Origin of the sequence: Cellulomonas chengniuliangii (genome assembly GCF_024508335.1) — a bacterium.
Lineage (GTDB): Bacteria > Actinomycetota > Actinomycetes > Actinomycetales > Cellulomonadaceae > Cellulomonas_A > Cellulomonas_A chengniuliangii.
The window spans coordinates 2,607,552-2,626,244 of the sequence record NZ_CP101988.1; the positions used below are offsets into that span (position 1 = coordinate 2,607,552).

Genomic DNA, 18,693 nt, shown 5'->3' on the forward strand with positions numbered 1-18,693 from the left:
AACGGCCCTCGGAGACTTCCGAGGGCCGTTCTTCTTTGTCGGGATGAGGCTCAGCCGACGAGTTCCTCGACGCGCGCGATCACGACGGGGTCGTCACAGAATGGCTCGCCGAACACACTCTCGAAGTTCTCCTGCACATCGGTCGTGACCACTGTCAGGTAATAGGTGGGCCAGGGCCGCTCGATCCAGCCGGCCAGCGCGTCACACCGCGCCTGCTCGGTGCCGTCGTCGGTGATCGCGGCCCCGGCAAGCGTCCGGTTCGGCGCGAACGCCATCGCGCTCTCGGTCGCGAGCCGCCAGTTCAACGACACCTGGGTGACGAGGAGCGCCCCGATGACCAGCAGCACCAGAGGCCGCCCTGCCATCGGAATCCGCTCGGCCCAGGCCATGATCCCCCAGGAGATCAGGATGGCGACGCACACGACCCCGACGCCGTAATACAGGTAGACCTGCCCGGGCACCTTGATCTCGTCGATGTACTTCACCGTCGTCGCATGCGTCGCGGTCGTGAGCGCCCACGTCACCAGGACCGCCCCGAGCGGGATCACCGCCGAGCGCGTGGCTGGTGGCGTCAACGACGAGCTTCGCCGCCAGCCGTACATCAGCAACGCCGTGCAGCCGCACAGCAGCAGCGCCACGATCAACGACTTGGCATTCAGGCTGACCTGCCCGCCGAGCATCGAGAACAGGTACGGCCATCCCCCACCCGGCAGCGCGCCGACCATCGCGGCCCACCACGTCGCCAAGGCGTCGCCGCCGAGCGACAACGACGTTCCTGTGTAGTTGCTCTGATCCGCGGGGATCGCCAGGAGCGCGCGTCCGACGACGAAGACGACTGCGGGCGCCACAACACCGAGGGCGCCCATCCCGACCGCGCGCCAGGCGCCCGCCGAGTCGCGCCGGGCCCTAGCTCGAAGCAGCGCGCCGAGGTAGACCACTGCCGTGCCGGCGATCATCCCGACCAGCATCTCGTAGTACATGACCGCGCCCAGCGCGACGACGCCGACAAGGACGTAGTCGCCCCAGCCGCGCCGGCCGGGGGTGGTGCTGCGAAGAGCCAACGCGAGAAGCCAGAACCCGATCGCGGCCGAGCCCCAGCCGGCCGGCCCAAACGAGGTGACCGGGTCATTCGACCACGGGTGCAACTGGACGGTGACAGCAGTGACCGCCGCCACCAGCGCGAAGACGCGCCAGTAGCCGACCTCCGCACGGACGCCCGCGTTCCGCAGACCCCACGTCAGCACCGAGGCCGCGGCAGCGACAGTCAGCCAGAGGAAGAGGGACCCGAAGAAGACGTCGTAGTACTGGGGGCTGATCTCGAACGCGGAGCTGAAGGCGAAGGCTCCGAAGTGGTACGCGGCTCCCGCGGCCTGGCCGACTGGGTTCAAGTGCCCGGCGAGAAACCCTTGGTTCCAGCCGAAGACAATGGCATCTAGAAAGCTGCCGTTGGAGATCCGGTAGGTCTCGAACAGCGCGTGAAAGTCGTCGCCGATGACGGGAACGCGCGCGGCCGGGACCATTCCCAGAGCGAGGAAGACGGTCCCAAGGCCCGCCCAGAAGATGCGGTGGACCCACTTCATCGGTTGATCAGCTCCAGTTTTCTGTGATGACGGGCGTGCACGGCGAACATCAGCAGGCAGACCACCAGGCCGAGGCCGCCGATGACACCCACCATCGCGCGCAGGTCGGGGAGGACGGTGGTCGCCAAGGCCCACTGCGCAACGGCAGCCACCGCCAACAGCGCCAAGGTCACGCGCGACCCCGCGGCAGTGAGGCGGATGAGCAGGCCTTGGGCCATCGCCCATGGCAGGTAGGCGAGCGAGAGCCAAGGCAGGATCGCGGCCGCGTCCTCGTACCCCGAGCCGAAGAAGATCGAGACCACCGGGCCACCGAGCACAGCCATCGCCAGCGCGACGGCGACGCCCGAGACGAGCACTGTCAGCATGATCACGTTCACGCCGAAGTTGGTCGTGTCCTTGTCCCCGACGCGGTTGACGAATCGCGGAAGCAGGTAGAGGGACAACGTGGTCGGGACGATCAAGATCATCTTCGCGATGACTGCCGCGGCCGCGAACATCCCGGCAGCGGACTCAGGCGCACCGATCCTGACGAGCATCACGTCGATGTTCGTGAGCCACGCGAAGGTCAGTGTCAGAAGGATGAGGACGACACTGTGGGCGCTGAACACGCCACTATTCGTCCGCAGTCGGGCTCCGCGCACCTGCCATCCGGCGGCGACGGCGACGGCGACAACCGCTGCCAGCACTGCGACGAGCACCGAGACCGCTCCCATGCCTGCCGCGAGGGCGCCTGCCGCGAGAAGGACCCGGAGCACCTGTGACGTCGTGGACCAACCCGCGACCGCTGTGGCCTTGGCGGCCCCCTGCAGCCGACCCTGCGCGACCGAGAACAGGAAGCTCGGAAGGATGGTCAGGGCCGCGAGGTAGACCGCGAGCGTGCTCGTGGCGAGCCGGTCAGCCAGAAAGGGCGCGAACGCGGCGACGATGAGGGCTCCGCCGCCGCCGAGGATCAGCGCCTCGATTGTCGTCCCGTCCCACCGGCGCGTGGGTTTCGGCGTCACTATCGGGACGTGGTTGACCGGCAGCGCTCGCGCTGTTGCCACCGCCACGGAGTTCTGAACGGCAGAAGCGCCGATGGCTGCGATATTGACGATCGAGAGGAACGCCGCGAGCAACCCGAATGCCTCTGGGCCGAGGGCTCGTCCGGTCAGGGCGTGGAACAACGTTGTGGCGATGATTCCGACGACGCTGACGACGCCCACCGTGGCGAAAGGGCCAGCGTGACGTCTGAGGTAGCCCAGGCGGACCTTCATCCCCTCGCTCACGATCGGCCTCCCCACGGCCGACGACGCCCACTGCGTCGGTGGTGCGCGACGATGAGGAGGTCGCGGAGCGCCTCTAGGATCGAGCCGACGTCGACGGTGGACGTGAACTCGTACTCGAGCACCACCGGCGCCTCGAGGACCTTCACCCGTCTGTCGGAGAGCCGAGCCAGGAACTCGAGGTCGAAGGCGAAGCCACTCGCCGTGCAATTCTCGATCGACTCCGCGACGGCCTCGCGTCGCATCGCCTTCACCCCGGTCTGGGTGTCACCGAGGTTGAGGCCGATGAGCACTCGCGTGGCCAGGCGGAACACCCTGCTGGCCATCCGGCGGAACAACGGGTAGTTGACGTTCGAATCCGGATGGATCTTCGATCCGATGACGACGTCGGCCAGGCCGGACTCGATCGAGTCGAGGTAGCCGGGCAGGACCACGGGATCCAGGTCGAGGTCGCCGTCGATGAATGCCACGAACGGGTGCCGCGCGTGCGCGAATCCGGTCCGCAGGGCATGGCCCTTCCCGCAGTTCTCCTCGTATTCGAGGACCTGGAGCATGGGCGAGTCCACGGACCTCGCGAGCTTCGCTGTCGCGTCCGTGCTCCCGTCCGACACGACGATGACCTCGTAGGGGCGCTTAGAGCCGTCCAGCACCGCGAGCAGGCGCTGCAGCGCCCGGACGATGCTCACTTCCTCTTGGTAGGCCGGGACGACAACCGACACTGCGGTGGCCTCAGCTCCCATAACCGCGCTCCAGCAGATCAGAGACCACCACATCGGACGGTGACGTCTGGAGGGACTGCGGCGGGCGACGATACGACTTGTGGTCGGCCAGGAATCTCTCAAGCGTCTCGATCGACCAGTCAGACAGCATGACGTTCTCGCCCAAGCCCTGACCGCGCTCTGTGGCGCGGCGATGCACCAATGTCGGCACACCGAGGAGTGCCGCTTCTTCCTGCACTCCCCCGCTGTCGGTCACGATGAACGATGCCCGCCCCAGCATCGGCGCGAACTCGGCATGCCCCAACTTGTCGATGACCTGGATCTTGTCGGTTGGAAGGGCTGCCAGCACACCGCGCATCCCGTGGCGCGCGAGGTCGTCGACGACCATCACGATCCGGACCGGGGAGTTCTCACTGACGCTCTGCAACGTCGCGCGCACGAGCCCGGGATTGCCCAGGAACTCGAACCTGTGCAGAAGGAGCACTCCATAGGGGTCAGCCTCATCAGGCTCGTAGGAAGAGCCTCTGTCGAGCACCGCGTCGACGACAGTGTTCCCGTGCGTCAACACGACGTTGGATCTGCCTGCGAGGTTCCGCGCCGCCTCGGCGGTCGGCGCGTAGTGGACATCGGCGAGCCGCCCGACTATCCGCCGGTCGAGCTCCTCGGGGAATGGGTGCTTCCAGTCGCCCGAACGGAGGCCAGCCTCGACATGCGCGCAGTCGAAGCCCAGGAATCGAGCGATCACCGCGCCCACGACGCTGGTCATCGTGTCGCCGTGCACCACGATGACGGAGCGCCCACGCGGTGTCCTGCGAACCTCCGCCCGATGGCGTACCGCCCACCTGGCGATGCGCAGAAGCCACACCAGCACGTCGATTTTCGTGGACAGGGCGCGACCCGAGCGGCCATTGGCGATCACGTGGTCAGGCGTGGGAATGCCCAGGCCAGGGAGCGCGCCGAGGACGGTGTCGGCCTGCTGCAGAGTGACCCATTGCTCGAACGGCACGCCACGCTGAACGAGCCGCTGCATGACGGGGGCGAGCTTGATCGCCTCAGCAGTCGTGCCGTAGCAGAAGACGATCACCGGCCCACTCCGTTCACTGCGGTGCGACGTGCGTGCTTCCTGACAGACAGCTGAGAGCCATGCACGCGCAAGCCGCGGATCAGGCCCGCCCAGTACGGGATGACGAACAACGGGAGGTAGGCCAGGTAGGCGCCCAACCCGCGCCGTGGACACCCGCGCGTGGCGGCCACCACCGCGGGCGAAGCCCCAACGACAAGCGCCCCGGCCGCAAGCCATCCCGCCCACGGGAGCATTCCGCTGAGCGAGAGTCCGAGAAGGGCCGCCACACCCGCGACGGGAAGAGCCGCAAGACCCAGCAGCCCAGCGGTCCAGCCACGTGACGTGCCACCAAAGCTGTCGACCAGGAACGTCCCGCGGCCGTAGCTGTGACGGATGAAAGCGCGGGCGTTCGTCCGCGGCCGGTACAGCGCCCAGAACCCGGGATCAAGCTGGATGGGGTGCGCCTCGGCGATATGCCGGATCAGCTTCGTGTCGTCACTCGCCAACGCCGCGTTCTTCTCCGGCCAGACGGCGAGGCACGCATCGACGAGGACCTCGCGCGGCACGAAGAACACTCCAGTGCCCTTGGGGTAGCGGTTGAAGTTGTCGGCACGAACCTCGACCGGGCGGGGGTTTCCCAGGAAATCACCCCAGTACACGTGGACTGGGACTTCCCAGAAGTGGCCGACGAGCGGGGCCGCGGGATCCGTCACCGCGTGGCCGTTCCAGATCTGCCGGCTCGGATCTGCATCAAGTGCGCTCTCGATGTGGCGGAGCGACTCAGGGCCGAGCAGCACGCGACTGTCGAGAAGGAGCACGTTGCGTCCTGACGCGGCCTCGATCCCCGCCCAGCGCGCAAGGAACCTTCCGCTGTTCGGCTGCGTCATCAGACGAAGCGCGAAGGGGAACGTCCGGGCGATCTCCTCGACGACCTCGCTTGTCGCGTCCGTCGAGCCGTCATCCACCACGATCACCTCGGCAGACCACGACGTTCGGCTCAGCGCCGCCGCACAGGCCTCGAGCGTGCTGGCAAGGTACGAGGCGGAGTTGAAGGACGGGATGACCACGGTGGTGTCGAGTGCCAAGGGCGGCAGGCCGGAAGCCAAGACCAAGTACCTTTCCGGTGGGGGCTCGCCTGCCCCGTTCGGCAAGCCACGACAGCGTACTCGTGTTCGCTTCCGCCATCTCCGGCGCGCCTCGGACTCCACGAGACGTCAGAGGTGAGTTCCAGATCTGCACAGATCCCTTACGTCAAGCGCGCGGCGCACCCCCGTGGGTGCGCCGCGCGCCTCATATGCTCCTCCGGTGACCACCCGCCACGCAGCCTCATCACGCCCGCGCGCAGCCCGCCACTCGCGGCGCGCCCGCACGCACCACGTGATGCGCGGCGTCGCGCTCGTCACCACCGGCGCGCTCGCCTTCGGCGTCACCGGCATGGCCACCGCGCTCGGCAAGCTCGAGGGCAACATGAACACGGTCGACGTGACCGACCTCATCGGCGCGGTCCCGGTCCCGACCAGCACCGACCCCAGCGACCCGAACGCCGGCCAGCCGATGAACATCCTGCTGCTGGGCTCCGACCAGCGCGACGGCGAGAACGGCGCTATCGGTGGCGACGCCTCAGGCATGCGCTCCGACACCACGATCGTCATGCACATCTCCGCGGACCGGTCACGGGTCGAGCTGGTCTCGATCCCCCGCGACTCGCTTGTGGACATCCCGTCCTGCACGATGACGGACGGGTCCACCTCGTCTCCCCGGCGGAACGCGATGTTCAACGAGGCGTTCGCGATCGGGGCGGACAAGGGCGGCGACATGGCCTCCGCCGCCGCCTGCGCGATGAAGACCGTCATGGCGACGACCGGCGTCCCCCTCACCGACTACGCGGTGATCGACTTCGTCGGCTTCATCAAGATGGTCGACGCGCTGGGCGGGGTCTCGATGTGCATCCCGACGGACATGAACTCGTCCGACGCCGGGCTGGACCTGACGGCGGGCTGGCACACCCTCGACGGGAGCACGGCCCTGGCCTTCGCCCGCGCCCGGAAGGGCAAGGGCCTAGGGGACGGCTCGGACACCCAGCGGCTGGGCCGACAGCAGGAGTTCCTCTCGGCGATGGCGAAGACCGTGTTCGAGAAGAACCTGATGACGGACGTCACCAGCCTCATCCGGTTCCTCGACGCCGCGACGGAGTCCGTGACCGCCAGCCCCAACGTCTCGTCGGTCCCCAGCATCGGCGGACTGGCCTTCAGCCTGCGCAACATCTCCACCAGCGACATCACGTTCATGACGATCCCGTGGGGCGCGGCCCCCAGCGACCCGAACCGTGTCGTGTGGACGTCCGAGGCCGACGTCGTGTGGGACAACCTCGCCAACGACCGCCCGATGCTGGGCGTCGAGGAGGCCGTCGACACGTCGGCCGGCGCGGACGCCGGCGCAGGCGCGGACGCCGGTGCAGGCGCGGGTGCCGGTGCAGGCGCGGGTGCCGGCGCGGACGCAGGCGCGGACCCGGCCGCTCCAGCGCCTCCCCCGGTCCCCGAGCCAGCTGCGACCAAGAAGGCGGGCAAGGAAGCCTTCTCCGCGAGCGACGTCACCGCCACCTGCTGACGGCGCCGATGGCCACCGACGACAGCACGCCTCCCCGCGGCTCGCGGGCCCGCCCCGGCGGCGCAGCGCGTCCCACGGGCGGGCGGCGGCCACCGCCCGACGACGCCCCGCCGAGCTTCGCGCCGGGCGCGAGCAGCCCTCGGGGGGGCTCGACCCCCGGACGCCCGGCGCCCGTCCCGCCGAGCGCCCAGCGCGTCGGCCGCCCCGCTGCCCCTCCGGCCCCCCGGACCGGGTCGAGGAACGCGCCTGGACGCCCGCCGACGATCGCCCCGGCCTCGACTCCCCGGCCTGGGTCGGACGCGGCGCCCGCGAGCATCGCTCCCGTCCGCGTCACCGGCCGCCCCGCCGACCCCACCACTCCGCGGCCCGCCTCACCGCGGCCTGCCACTTCGCGCTCGAGCCAGTCAGCGGCCAGCCGAGGGCTGGGACCGGCCGCTCCCGCGGGACCCCGTCCGCCAGGGCCTGGCGCGCCCGGATCCGCGCGCGCGCGCCTGCCGCGCCGGAAGATGGTCCTGATCGGCGTCGCACTGCTGCTGGTCCTCATGCTCGCGTGGCCGATCGGCCTGCTGATCTGGGCGAACGGCAAGATCGACCACATCGAAGCGCTGTCAGGAGCCGCGGACACCCCGGGTACCACCTACCTTCTCGCCGGCTCCGACTCGCGTGAGGGCGGCGTCATCGAGGACCCGGAGACGCAGGGGGCGCGCACCGACACGATCATGGTGCTGCACGTCCCCGAGAGCGGCCCCACGGCGCTCATCAGCCTCCCCCGTGACGCGTACGTCGAGATCCCGGGCCAGGGCGCGTCGAAGCTCAACGCGGCGTTCTCGTGGGGCGGCGCCCCGCTCCTGGTGCAGACCGTGGAGCAGCTCACCGGCCTCACCGTCGACCACTACGTCGAGGTCGGCTTCGGCGGCATCGAGCAGCTGGTCGACGCCGTCGGAGGCGTCGAGCTGTGCTCGGACCTGACCGTCGACGACGCTGACAGCGGCATGGTGTGGACGCCCGGCTGCCGTGAGGTGGGCGGTGTGGACGCGCTGGCCTTCGCGCGGATGCGCAAGGCCGACCCGGCGGGCGACATCGGGCGGGCGGAGCGCCAGCAGCAGCTCATCGCCGCGCTGTCCGGCAAGGTCGAGAACCCGGCGCTGGTGCTCAAGCCCGGACAGCAGACCGCCCTGCTCTCCGCGGGGACGGGCGCCCTGACCGTCAGCGAGGGCACCGGCATCCTCGACCTGGGCAGCCTCGCCCTCGCGTTCCGGAACGCCAAGGGTGAGGGCGGCATCACGGGGACGCCGCCCATCGTCGACCTCGACTACCGCCCCGGCAACGTCGGATCGACGGTGCGGCTCGACCCGGACCAGACACCGGGGTTCTTCGCCGCGATCGCGGCGGGGACGTGGCCGGCCGGCCCGACGGGCGGGATGCCCGGGGGCTGAGCCCTCAGGCCCCGAAGCCGATGGGCGCCCGATGGCCCGTCCCGGCGGTGGCCCGGAGCCGCTCGCCCTTGGCCTCCGCCTGCTCGCGCAGGCCGTCCTGGAACGCCGCCATCGCCGCCGCCCAACGGGCCGACCGCTCGTCGGTCCCCGAGGCGAGGATGCGGACGGCGAGCAGGCCGGCGTTGCGCGCCCCGCCCACGGACACCGTCGCCACCGGCACCCCGGCGGGCATCTGCACGATGGACAGCAGCGAGTCGAGGCCGTCGAGGTGCGCCAACGGGACGGGCACCCCGATGACCGGCAGGGTGGTCACGGACGCGAGCATCCCCGGCAGGTGGGCTGCTCCCCCGGCGCCGGCGATCACCACCCGGAGCCCGCGCGCTGCGGCGGAGCGCCCGTACTCGATCATCTTGGCGGGCTGCCGGTGCGCCGAGACGACGTCCACCTCGACCGGGACGTCGAACTCGGAGAGCGCCTCGGCCGCGGCCTGCATGACCGGCCAGTCGGAGTCGGATCCCATCACGATGCCCACCAACGGCTGCTCGCTCATCTCAGCTGTCCTTCGGTTCGGGGTGGTCGCCGCGCAGCAACGCGGCGGCGGCGCGGGCACGGGCCCGCACGTCGGCGAGGTCGTCCCCGGAGACGTTGACGTGGCCGAGCTTGCGGCCGGGACGCACGCCCTTGCCGTACAGGTGGACCTTCGCCGCCGGATCGTGCCGCATGACCGGCGCCAGCCCGTCGGTCAGCTCCGCGCGTGCTGATCCGAGGACGTTGACCATCACGGTCCAGGGCGCCCGCGCCGTGGTGTCGCCCAGCGGCAGGTCGAGGACGGCCCGCAGGTGCTGCTCGAACTGGCTCGTCACGGCGCCGTCGATGGTCCAGTGCCCCGAGTTGTGCGGGCGCATCGCGAGCTCGTTGACGAGCACGCGCGGGGCCTCGCCCGGCGCGGAGCCGGGCACCTCGAACAGCTCGACGGCGAGCACGCCGGTCACCCCCAGCCCTTCCGCGATCCGCACAGCGAGGTCGTTGGCGGCGGCAGCGGTCTCCGGATGGAGGCCGGGCGCGGGAGCGACGACCTCAGCGCACACGCCGCCCTCCTGCACGGACTCGACGACCGGCCAGGTCCGGACCTCGCCCGAGGGGTTCCGGGCGACGAGGACCGCGAGCTCCCGGCTGAACGGGACCAGCTCCTCGGCGATGAGCGGGGCGCCCGAGCCGCTCTCGGCCCTGGTGATCCAGTCCGCCGCCTCGGCGCTCGAGCGGACGACCCGGACCCCCTTGCCGTCATACCCGCCGCGCACCGTCTTGACGACGGCGGCGCCCCCGCCCGCGGCGAGGAACGCGTCGAGCGAGGCGGCGTCGGTCACCGGGGCCCAGCGCGGGCATGGGACGCCGAGGGCGGTGAGCCGCTCGCGCATGACCCGCTTGTCCTGGGCGTGCACGAGCGCGTCCGGGCCGGGATGCACGGGCACCCCCCGCCCGACGAGCTTCTCCAGGAGCGCGTTCGGCACGTGCTCGTGCTCGAACGTCAGGACCTGCGCGCCGTCCACCAGCGCGTCGACGTCCGCAGCCTCGCTCGCGACGCCGACCGGCGAGTCCACCACGACCTGCGCCGCGGAGGACTCAGCGTCCTCGACGAGAACGCGCAAGCGGACGCCGAGCGCCGTCGCCGCCGGCGCCATCATGCGGGCGAGCTGCCCGCCCCCGACCACTGCCACCACTGCTGCTGCCACAGCGCCCGAGCCTAGTCGAGCGCTCCACGGCCGAACGGAGGCGTCCATCGAATGCTCGACTCACGCCGCACCGCGCACAAGGGCGCTTGTTTCGCGGGCGTGCCGGCGGTCCCCGGCATAAAGTCGGTCAGTGACTGAGACCCGCCGGGCGTCGCTGCGTTCCCGGATCCTCGAGCTCTCCCGATTCCTGTCGGTGGGGGCGGTGGCCTTCGTGGTCGACCTGGGCCTGTTCAACGTGCTGCGGTTCGGACCGGGCCGGCTGCTCGAGGACAAGCCGCTGACCGCCAAGATCGTCTCGGTGGCGGCGGCGACGCTCGTCTCGTGGCTGGGCAACCGGCACTGGACGTTCTCCTCGCACCGCACCACGCATCGAGGCCGGGAGCTGACGCTCTACGCGGCGATCAACGTGCTGGGCGTCCTCATCGGCATCGGGACCCTCGCCTTCTCGCACTACGTGCTGAACCTCCGCACGCCGCTCGAGGACAACATCTCGACCGTGCTCGGCATCGTGCTGGGCACGATCGTGCGCTACGTCGGGTACAAGAAGCTCGTCTTCACCGCACCCGTCACGCAGCCGCCACATACGGGCTCCATCGGCGAGTCCGAGCCCAATCCGAAATCGGCTCCACCAGTGGTGTAGTTTCTCGGACTTCTCGCCCGAGCACTCGACCGTGCTGTGTACAGGCGCCCACACTCGTCTCTTGGTCACAGAACGGACGGCCCGCAGAGGCCATCGCCACCGATCCGCTTCCGTAGCAATCGTGCGGAAAACTGCGCACTTGCGCCCGGGGGCCGCGCCTTGGGGGCGCGCTATATTGAGGGACCTGCAGCCCCCTGCCGAGGAGTCTTCGTGCGCATTTCTGTCATCGGTTGCGGCTACCTGGGCGCCGTTCACGCAGCGGCCATGGCGAGCCTTGGCCACGAGGTCGTGGGCATCGAGGTGGACGCCCACAAGGCTGCTTCACTCAGCGCCGGAAATGCCCCCTTCTTCGAGCCGGGCCTTCCCGAGATCCTCCGTGAGGGGGTGGCCTCCGGCCGCCTCGCCTTCAGCACCGACATGGGCGATGCCGCCGGGGCCAAGGTGCACTTCGTCTGCGTGGGAACGCCACAGAAGCCCGGCGAGTTCGCCGCCGACCTGACCCAGGTCGAACAGTCGTTCACGATGCTGCTGCCCCATCTGGCGGAGGGTGACGTCGTCGTCGGCAAGTCGACAGTGCCCGTGGGCACCGCCGAGGCGCTCGCTGTGAGGCTCACCAGCATCGGGGCAACGCTGATCTGGAACCCCGAGTTCCTCCGGGAGGGTTTCGCGGTCCAGGACACTCTCCACCCCGACCGCCTTGTCTACGGCTTGCCGACTGACGACACCGGAACAAGTACCGAGGCAGGCGAAAAAGCCCGGCAAGCACTCGACGAGGTCTACTCGGTCACGCTTAGCGAGGGGACGCCGCTCGTCGTCACTGACTATGCGACCGCCCAACTTGTCAAAGTTGCCGCGAATTCGTTCCTCGCCACCAAGATTTCCTTCATCAACGCAATGTCCGAGTTGTGCGAGGTGACAGGCGCCGACGTGACCCGGCTCGCTGACGCCATCGGATACGACGTGCGGATCGGCCGTCAGTTCCTCAATGCCGGGCTTGGCTTCGGCGGAGGTTGCCTCCCCAAGGACATCCGCGCCTTCATGGCTCGCGCCGGTGAGCTGGGGGTCGACCAGGCGTTGTCGTTCCTACGCGAGGTCGACGCGATCAACATGCGCCGTCGCGTCCGCATGGTCGACCTGGCACGCGAGATGTGCAACGGCTCGATCGCGGGGCTGAACATCGCCGTCCTCGGCGCCGCGTTCAAGCCGCTCAGTGACGACATCCGCGATTCGCCGGCCCTGTCCGTCGCGGCTCAGATGCAGCTCCAAGGCGCTCGAGTGACAGTGACCGACCCTCAAGCCATCGACAACGCCCGGAGGAAGTGGCCGGAACTGCGGTTCGCGCCCACCGCACTCGAGGCAGCGGAGGGTGCGGACGTCGTCCTGCTCGCTACCGAGTGGGCGGAGTACCGCGAGCTCGACCCAGTCAGCCTCGGCAAGGTCGTTCGCGAGCGCCGGATGCTCGACGGGCGCAATGTGCTCGACCCGACGGTATGGCGTGGAGCCGACTGGACGTATCGGGCCCTCGGCCGCCCCTGACCTGCGGGCATGGTGTCCGCCTGCACGCTGGACGTCACTGCCCGCGGGCAGTGATGTCCAGCCTCGGAGCAGCCCTTCCGCGCTTTCGCCCCACAGATTTCAAGACCGCTCCCGCACCTGGGCGCTCATAGCCAATCCAGCCCGGCCATCAGATCCCCGTGCTGTAAGGTTCAACAAGCCTTTGTCTACACCTCACCATTGGACTGCAACGTGCCTGTTCCCCCCTCGCCCGTCGCGATAGCGGACGGTGTTGTAGTAATCGGCAACGGAGGACACGCACGCTCATGCCTGGACGCATGGAGCGCATCAGCGCCTCCCCCGCTGGGATGCACGGGGGAAGACCCAGGCGAGCTCAGCGAAGTGCCCTACCTCGGCACGGACGACGCGCTCGATGCGCTTCGTCTGCAAGGTTGCCGACTCGCCTTCGTAGCGCTGGGGGCTGCACAGCTGCGGGAACACCTCACGACTTCGGCTCTGTCCCGCGGCTTCGAGATAGCCTCCGTCATCGCTGACACCGCCCAGGTGTCTCGGACCGCTCAGATCGGCGCGGGGGCAGCGATCATGCACCGAGCCGTCGTCGGTGCCTTCGCACGTGTAGGAGGCGGGGCGATCATCAACACCTCGGCCTCGATCGACCACGATTGCGTGGTCGGCGCCTTCGCGCATCTGGCGCCCGGCGTCCACCTTGCCGGCAATGTCACGATCGGCGCTGGGGCCCTTATCGGGGTCGGAGCCTCAGTCATCCCGGGCGTCACCGTCGGCGCGGGCGCGACTGTCGGCGCCGGAGCTGTCGTGGTCGACGACGTTCCCGCTCACACCACTGTCGTCGGCGTCCCCGCACGCCCGCTGAAAGGACACCCAGCATCGTGATCTACGTTGCCAGCCCCGATTTGACGGGCAATGAGAAGGCCTACGTCAACGAGTGCATGGACTCGACCTGGATCTCGTCGTCCGGGCACTTCATCACTGACTTCGAGCGGCGTTTCGCCGACGCGTGTGGCGTCAAGCACGCGATCGCCACGAATAACGGGACGACCGCACTCCACCTCGCGCTCGCCGTGATGGGCATTGGCCCCGGCGACGAGGTGATCGTCCCGGTGCTCACTTATATCGCCACCGCTAATGCGGTGAGGTACTGCGGCGCAGAACCCGTGTTCGTCGATGTCGAGTCCGACACCATGAACATGGACCCGGCCCAAGTCAGACTTGCCATTACCGAGCGCACCAAGGCAATCATTCCCGTTGATCTCTACGGGCATCCGTCGGACATCAACGCAATCAACGCGATCGCCGACGAGCACGGCATAGCGGTCCTCGCCGACTCCGCCGAGGCCCACGGCGCCGAGGTCGATGGGAGACGAGTCGGCTCGCTGGCATTCGCCACCGCCTTCAGCTTCTTTGGTAACAAGATCCTCACCACCGGCGAGGGTGGTGCTGTCACGACCGACGACGACGACTTCGCAGCCCGCCTCCGACTGCTGCGCGGCCAGGGAATGGACCCCACGCGCCGCTACTGGTTCCCCGAGGTTGGCTTCAACTACCGGATGACCAACATCGCCGCAGCGATCGGCGTTGCTCAGCTCGAACGGTTCGACGACATTCTCGACCGCCGCGACCAGATTGCGAAGCAGTACGACTCCTTGCTGGCTGAGCTGCCTGGCGTGACGCTGCCCGCGCAGCGTGCGGGAATGCGCCGCGTCAACTGGCTCTACACAGTCACATTGGACGGGGTGTCTGCCGAGCAACGGGACACCATCATCCGCGCGCTCGACGGTGAGGGCATCGAGACACGCCCAGTCTTCCACCCACTGCACCATCTCCCGCCCTACGCGCACACCACGTCGTACCCCGAAGCAGAGCGTCTCGGCGCCACAGGCATCTCGCTGCCCACGCACCTCGGGCTGACGGAAGCCGACATCACGACGGTGGCTGACTCGCTCGCCGCTCAGCTTGTCCTCGCCGCCCCAGCACGGTGACGCGCTCTCAAGTCGCGCTGCCCATCGAGCCTGAATCGCAGCCCAGCGATCCCCCGGCCCGCAGGCTGCTAGCACGACTTCGGCAGCCGAGTCTCGGGGACATCGCGATCGGCGCGACAGGTATTGCGGCATTTGCTTTCGTCATCGCATTGCATGGTTTCATCCCGGGCAGAAGCCAGCCCGCGTTGATGACGATGCACGGCGCGGGAATGATCCAGTGTCTCCGCGAACAGGGCATCAGCTCGCTGTGGAACTGGTGCATGGATGTTGGGGCGCCCGCGGGAACCCCGTTCCTCACGGGGCTCCCGCAGATCTACCTCGGCTGGCTCGTGAACTACCTCCCGTTCATTGGGCCCTGGGAGGCGCACCAGATCTCGAATGCGCTGGTCGATGCCATCGCACTCATCGGCGGCTACATGCTCATGCGTCGATGGTCCGCTCCCCGGTGGGTCGCGCTCCTGACATCGACCGTGTACCTGACCTCGCTCAGCATCACTCGGATGAACGGCTTCGCCTACACGTTCTCGGGTTTTGTGCTCTTGCCCGCCTACATCGCAGTCGCCCTCTGGATCCTCGACCAGTTCGTGCGCGGCCGACGCCTGTGGGCCACCCTCGCGACCTTCATCCTCGCATTTGTCGTAGTCTTCACCGACGGGTACTCATTCTTCGGCGCCGCTCTCGCCATCGGCGCACTCGTGCTCGTCTGGGGGCTCCAGCGCCGGGAGGCGTGGCGGAGCGTGCTGTGGGCAATAGCCACGTTTGGCGCCGCAATCGTCTCGGCAGGCCTGGCCTTCCTCGTCTACACACCCGACAACGTCGCAGAGGTGCCAGTCGGAATCGGCGCCTTCCGGTATTTGGGGCTCGATATCGCGACCCTCTTCATTCCCCAGCCATCTCTGTGGTGGGCGAGCGAAGCCGGGCTCCCGAGCTTGGTCGGGGAGCTCTGGGGCGACGGCTCCAATGTGGCCGGCAACTACGTCGGGTTCTCTGTGATCGGTTTGATCGCCTGGTGGTTGTGGAGGGGCCGGAGAAGGCAGTCGCCTCAGACGCGATCAGAAGTCTTCGCCCTTCTCGCTGTCGCGCTCGTCGCGCTTGTCCTCTCGCTCGGGCCGGCACTCAAAGTCTTCTCGATGACTCAGGAGATCACCCCCGAATGGGATGTCCCCACGTCAATGACGACACTTGGGCTTCCGACGACCTGGCTCTACGAGTCGATGGCGGGCTTCGACGCGATGCGTGCCACGTACCGCTGGTTTGTCGTCACGCGCTTCGTGCTGGTCTTCGCCAGTGGGGTCGCGCTCGGGGCGATCTGGAGGTCGACGACCAAGCGACCCGTTCCAGCCGAGGGTCTTCTACTTACTCGGACAGGAGCGCACCGATGGGCGCAGGCGGCAACCTGCCTGCTCGCGGTGCTCATGGTGGCGGAGACTGCGGTCAATGTTCCCGCTGTGATGGCGAGTGGCGCGGCGCACAGACGGCACGTCGACGCGATCAGGTATGGAATCGTGCCGGAGATGGCAGCGATGATCCGCCCAGGCGAACGCTTCCTCGTGGTCCCGACTCGGAACGACTTCATGCTCAACGGAGTCATCCCCTTCACCGAGGGAATCGGGTTCAACTCGGCTCCTGACAAGAACTACAACTTCGCGCGCGCATCGTGGCCAGATTCCGTCGTCGCCGCCGCCGACGCTGTCGGTGAACCGGAACAGAACGCCGCTTTCTGCCAGGCCCTGGCGGCTGGTGACACCGACGCCATCGTGATCAGCTACCTCGATCCGCACTATGACGCGCGCAGTTGGCCCCCGGATGCTGACAGGACGGCCTATTACCAGTGGCTCGCAGATGGCGTGGCTCAGGACGCCAGGTTTGACGTCACACGGGGCGCCTACCTCTCAGTGATCCGTCTGGGCCCCGAGTGCGACGACGGTCGATGAGCCAAGAGCCGCTCATCGAGCCCTCCTCGGATGCGGTGCCGCCGGGGAACGTCGGCAAGCGCCGCCGCTCGTTGTCCTCCGGGCTACGGGTGGCATTCGCTGTCGCCATCCTCGGAGCGCTGACGCTGACGCTGGTCAACCGGTTCGAGGACATCCGCCATGCCTTGTCGAACCTGGAGTGGCAGCAGGTGCTGGTGTCGCTCGGCTGCGTCGCCCTCGGGCTCTTCGCGCAGTGGCATGCGTGGCACGCGCTCTTGGCCGGCACCGGCACAAGCACGCCCCCTCGCCACACGAGTGCGCAGATCTTCTTCGTTGGACAACTGGGCAAGTACATCCCGGGGGGCGTGTGGACGCTCCTCGCCCAGGCCGAGCTCGGTAGTGCTCATGCGGTGTCACGTTCACGGAGCCTCGTTGTCGGGTCCGGAGCGCTTGGCGTGACGGTGGTCTCGGGTGCGGGCGTCGGCGGACTCGCGCTCGCCCTCGCGTCGCCGGGCTTCTTGTCCACCTACTGTTGGGCGCTCCTTGCGCTACCGGCGGGGGCCGTCGCGCTCACCCCTCGCGTCTTCAACTGGCTGGTCGCCCTGGTCCTTCGGACCACCCGCAAGGACGTCGGCGACCTCGCGGTCAGCGCGAAGCCGTTGATGCTCTCGGCGCTGTGGTCGAGTGCGATGTGGCTTGCCTTCGGGTTCCACGCCTGGGTGCTGGTCAGGGCCCTTGGCGGCCGAGGAGACCACGTCGGTCTCGTGACCCTCGGCGCGGTCACACTGTCGTGGGTGATCGGAATTGTCGTGATCTTCGCGCCGGCCGGCGCGGGCGCACGTGAGGTGGCGTTGATCGCCCTCATGGCTCCGGTGCTGGACGCGCCCGAGGCGCTGGTCCTCGCGCTCTCAAGCCGGGCGCTCCTCATCGTCGGGGACGTCGCCGCGTCCACCGCTGTCGCCCCGCGCTACATTCGCGCCAAGCTCACCGCTGCGCGACGCCGCCGTTAGGGCCGGTCGGCTCGTCCTTCGACGGCACCGCCTCTTCCCCGTCTCGCGCGCTCCGCGTCAACTCATGGACGTGGGCAAGCCGACCTGATGACGCTCCACGAGTGGCGACACCGTGCGGTCCGCCGTCAGCTCGCGCGCGTACTGCATATCCTTGATCCGCTCGAGCGACTCTTCCAGAAGGATGCGGTTGGTTCGTTGCAGATCGGACAGGACGCCCAGTGCGAATGAGAGAAGCGCCGCTACCAGAAGCAGCAGTCCAACCATGAGCGACTGCAGATGCCCGCCGTGGGTGCCTGACAACCAGAGCACGCCGTATCGCACGAAGGGAATGAGGCCCGCGACGGTGAAGGCGCCGCCGAGGGTGGCGAACACGCGGTAGGGCTTGAACATGATGTAAGCCCTGATGATCGCCGAGGCGGACTTCGCGATGTGCTGCGCACTGTTCTTGAAAAGACGCGACTCTCGGGTTTTCGCGTTCGTGACCACCGGAATACTGACAATTCGCAGACGCTTGTTCCCCGCCTGGATGATCGTCTCCATGCAGTAGCTGAATCGCGTGATGATGTTGAGCCTGAGGAGCGAGTCTCGCGAGTATGCGCGGAAACCACTCGCCGCGTCGGGGAGATCCGTGCCCGCCGCCATGTTCACCACCTTGCTGCCGACCTGCTGCAACAACTTCTTGGCGCGGGAGAAGTGCGCGATTTTGGAGGTCTGGCGGTCGGCGATGACAATGTCAGCCTCCCCCCTGACGATCGGAGCGACAAGATCTCCGATCCGTTCCTGCGGGTACTGGTTGTCGCCGTCGGTGTTCACGACGACGTCCGCGCCATGTGCGAGCGCGTAGTCGACCCCATCCCTGAACGACCGGGCAAGGCCCATGTTCCGTGTGTGCCTCACCACGTGACGCACCCCGTGCTCGAGCGCCACCTCCACTGTCCGGTCGGTGGAACCGTCATCGACGACGACGATCTCGATCTCGTCAACACCCGAGATCTCTTGGGGGATGGAGCGGAGGACGAGCGGCAGCGTCTCTTCCTCATTGAGGCACGGTATCTGCACAAAAACCTTCACGGCGGGGCCTTCCCGTAACCTTGGCGGGTCAAAATCGCAATACCCACGCGGCCAGAAGCCACGGGGATGCGCTCATGCGTCCCCGGCCTGCTCACGAAGGCGTGGTTCCATCTCTGCCGCACGATACCTGTGGTGTTCGGCTCATGG

General features: G+C 68.3%; 16 protein-coding genes. 8 read left to right on the top strand and 8 right to left on the bottom strand.

Annotation, left to right across the window (positions count from 1 at the left end; genetic code table 11):
* Positions 1-50 precede the first annotated feature (50 nt).
* Genes NP064_RS12080 through NP064_RS12100 form a run of 5 tightly spaced genes read right to left on the bottom strand, consistent with a single transcriptional unit; the run spans position 51 to position 5,730 of the window.
* Positions 51-1,580 (bottom strand): hypothetical protein, encoded by a 1,530-nt coding sequence (locus tag NP064_RS12080; protein ID WP_256813603.1) that lies wholly within the window; start codon positions 1,578-1,580, stop codon positions 51-53.
* Positions 1,577-2,845, bottom strand: a complete 1,269-nt coding sequence (locus NP064_RS12085) for a lipopolysaccharide biosynthesis protein (RefSeq protein WP_227570754.1) — start codon at positions 2,843-2,845, stop codon at positions 1,577-1,579. The genes NP064_RS12080 and NP064_RS12085 overlap by 4 nt, the downstream gene beginning before the upstream one ends.
* Positions 2,842-3,615 (bottom strand): glycosyltransferase family 2 protein, encoded by a 774-nt coding sequence (locus tag NP064_RS12090; RefSeq protein ID WP_348519195.1) that lies wholly within the window; start codon positions 3,613-3,615, stop codon positions 2,842-2,844. The genes NP064_RS12085 and NP064_RS12090 overlap by 4 nt, the downstream gene beginning before the upstream one ends.
* Positions 3,572-4,645, bottom strand: a complete 1,074-nt coding sequence (locus tag NP064_RS12095) for a UDP-N-acetylglucosamine 2-epimerase (protein ID WP_227570752.1) — start codon at positions 4,643-4,645, stop codon at positions 3,572-3,574. Before NP064_RS12095 ends, NP064_RS12090 begins: the two co-directional genes overlap by 44 nt.
* Positions 4,642-5,730, bottom strand: a complete 1,089-nt coding sequence (locus tag NP064_RS12100; RefSeq protein WP_227570751.1) for a glycosyltransferase family 2 protein — start codon at positions 5,728-5,730, stop codon at positions 4,642-4,644. Before NP064_RS12100 ends, NP064_RS12095 begins: the two co-directional genes overlap by 4 nt.
* A gap of 274 nt (positions 5,731-6,004) precedes the next feature.
* Between NP064_RS12100 and NP064_RS12105 the strand changes: the two genes are divergently transcribed.
* Together NP064_RS12105 and NP064_RS12110 are read left to right on the top strand one after the other, a co-directional pair.
* A complete protein-coding gene (locus NP064_RS12105) occupies positions 6,005-7,231 on the top strand; it encodes an LCP family protein (RefSeq protein ID WP_255624177.1) in 1,227 nt (408 codons plus the stop codon).
* Positions 7,232-7,737: 506 nt separating this feature from the next.
* The gene (locus NP064_RS12110; RefSeq protein ID WP_227570749.1) at positions 7,738-8,667 is read left to right on the top strand and encodes an LCP family protein; all 930 of its coding nucleotides are present in this window, start codon (positions 7,738-7,740) and stop codon (positions 8,665-8,667) included.
* Positions 8,668-8,671: 4 nt separating this feature from the next.
* Here the strand turns inward: NP064_RS12110 and purE are convergent, their stop codons facing one another.
* Together purE and NP064_RS12120 are read right to left on the bottom strand one after the other, a co-directional pair.
* Positions 8,672-9,217, bottom strand: coding sequence for a 5-(carboxyamino)imidazole ribonucleotide mutase (purE, locus tag NP064_RS12115; RefSeq protein ID WP_227570748.1), 546 nt, complete (start codon positions 9,215-9,217; stop codon positions 8,672-8,674).
* 1 nt (position 9,218) lies between these two features.
* The gene (locus NP064_RS12120) at positions 9,219-10,400 is read right to left on the bottom strand and encodes a 5-(carboxyamino)imidazole ribonucleotide synthase (RefSeq protein ID WP_227570747.1); all 1,182 of its coding nucleotides are present in this window, start codon (positions 10,398-10,400) and stop codon (positions 9,219-9,221) included.
* Positions 10,401-10,530: 130 nt separating this feature from the next.
* On the opposite strand from NP064_RS12120, the gene NP064_RS12125 reads away from it, so the two are divergent.
* The 6 genes from NP064_RS12125 (at position 10,531) to NP064_RS12150 (ending at position 17,475) form a co-directional block, all read left to right on the top strand.
* Positions 10,531-11,040, top strand: a complete 510-nt coding sequence (locus NP064_RS12125) for a GtrA family protein (RefSeq protein ID WP_227570746.1) — start codon at positions 10,531-10,533, stop codon at positions 11,038-11,040.
* A 210-nt stretch (positions 11,041-11,250) separates the two neighbouring features.
* Positions 11,251-12,576: a UDP-glucose dehydrogenase family protein gene (locus NP064_RS12130; RefSeq protein ID WP_227570745.1), complete on the top strand. Its 1,326-nt coding sequence runs from the start codon at positions 11,251-11,253 to the stop codon at positions 12,574-12,576.
* Positions 12,577-12,786: 210 nt separating this feature from the next.
* A complete protein-coding gene (locus NP064_RS12135; RefSeq protein WP_227570744.1) occupies positions 12,787-13,446 on the top strand; it encodes a NeuD/PglB/VioB family sugar acetyltransferase in 660 nt (219 codons plus the stop codon).
* Complete coding sequence (locus NP064_RS12140; protein WP_227570743.1) at positions 13,443-14,552, top strand: DegT/DnrJ/EryC1/StrS family aminotransferase; 1,110 nt, start codon at positions 13,443-13,445, stop codon at positions 14,550-14,552. The genes NP064_RS12135 and NP064_RS12140 overlap by 4 nt, the downstream gene beginning before the upstream one ends.
* Before the next feature lie 188 nt (positions 14,553-14,740).
* On the top strand, positions 14,741-16,486 hold the full coding sequence (locus NP064_RS12145) for a hypothetical protein (RefSeq protein WP_227570742.1): 1,746 nt from the start codon (positions 14,741-14,743) through the stop codon (positions 16,484-16,486).
* The gene (locus NP064_RS12150; protein ID WP_227570741.1) at positions 16,483-17,475 is read left to right on the top strand and encodes a lysylphosphatidylglycerol synthase domain-containing protein; all 993 of its coding nucleotides are present in this window, start codon (positions 16,483-16,485) and stop codon (positions 17,473-17,475) included. The genes NP064_RS12145 and NP064_RS12150 overlap by 4 nt, the downstream gene beginning before the upstream one ends.
* A 57-nt stretch (positions 17,476-17,532) precedes the next feature.
* On the opposite strand, the gene NP064_RS12155 is transcribed toward NP064_RS12150, so the two are convergent.
* Positions 17,533-18,546 carry a glycosyltransferase family 2 protein gene (locus tag NP064_RS12155; RefSeq protein ID WP_227570740.1) on the bottom strand — a complete coding sequence of 338 codons (1,014 nt, stop codon included), beginning with the start codon at positions 18,544-18,546 and terminating at the stop codon, positions 17,533-17,535.
* Positions 18,547-18,693 lie beyond the last annotated feature (147 nt).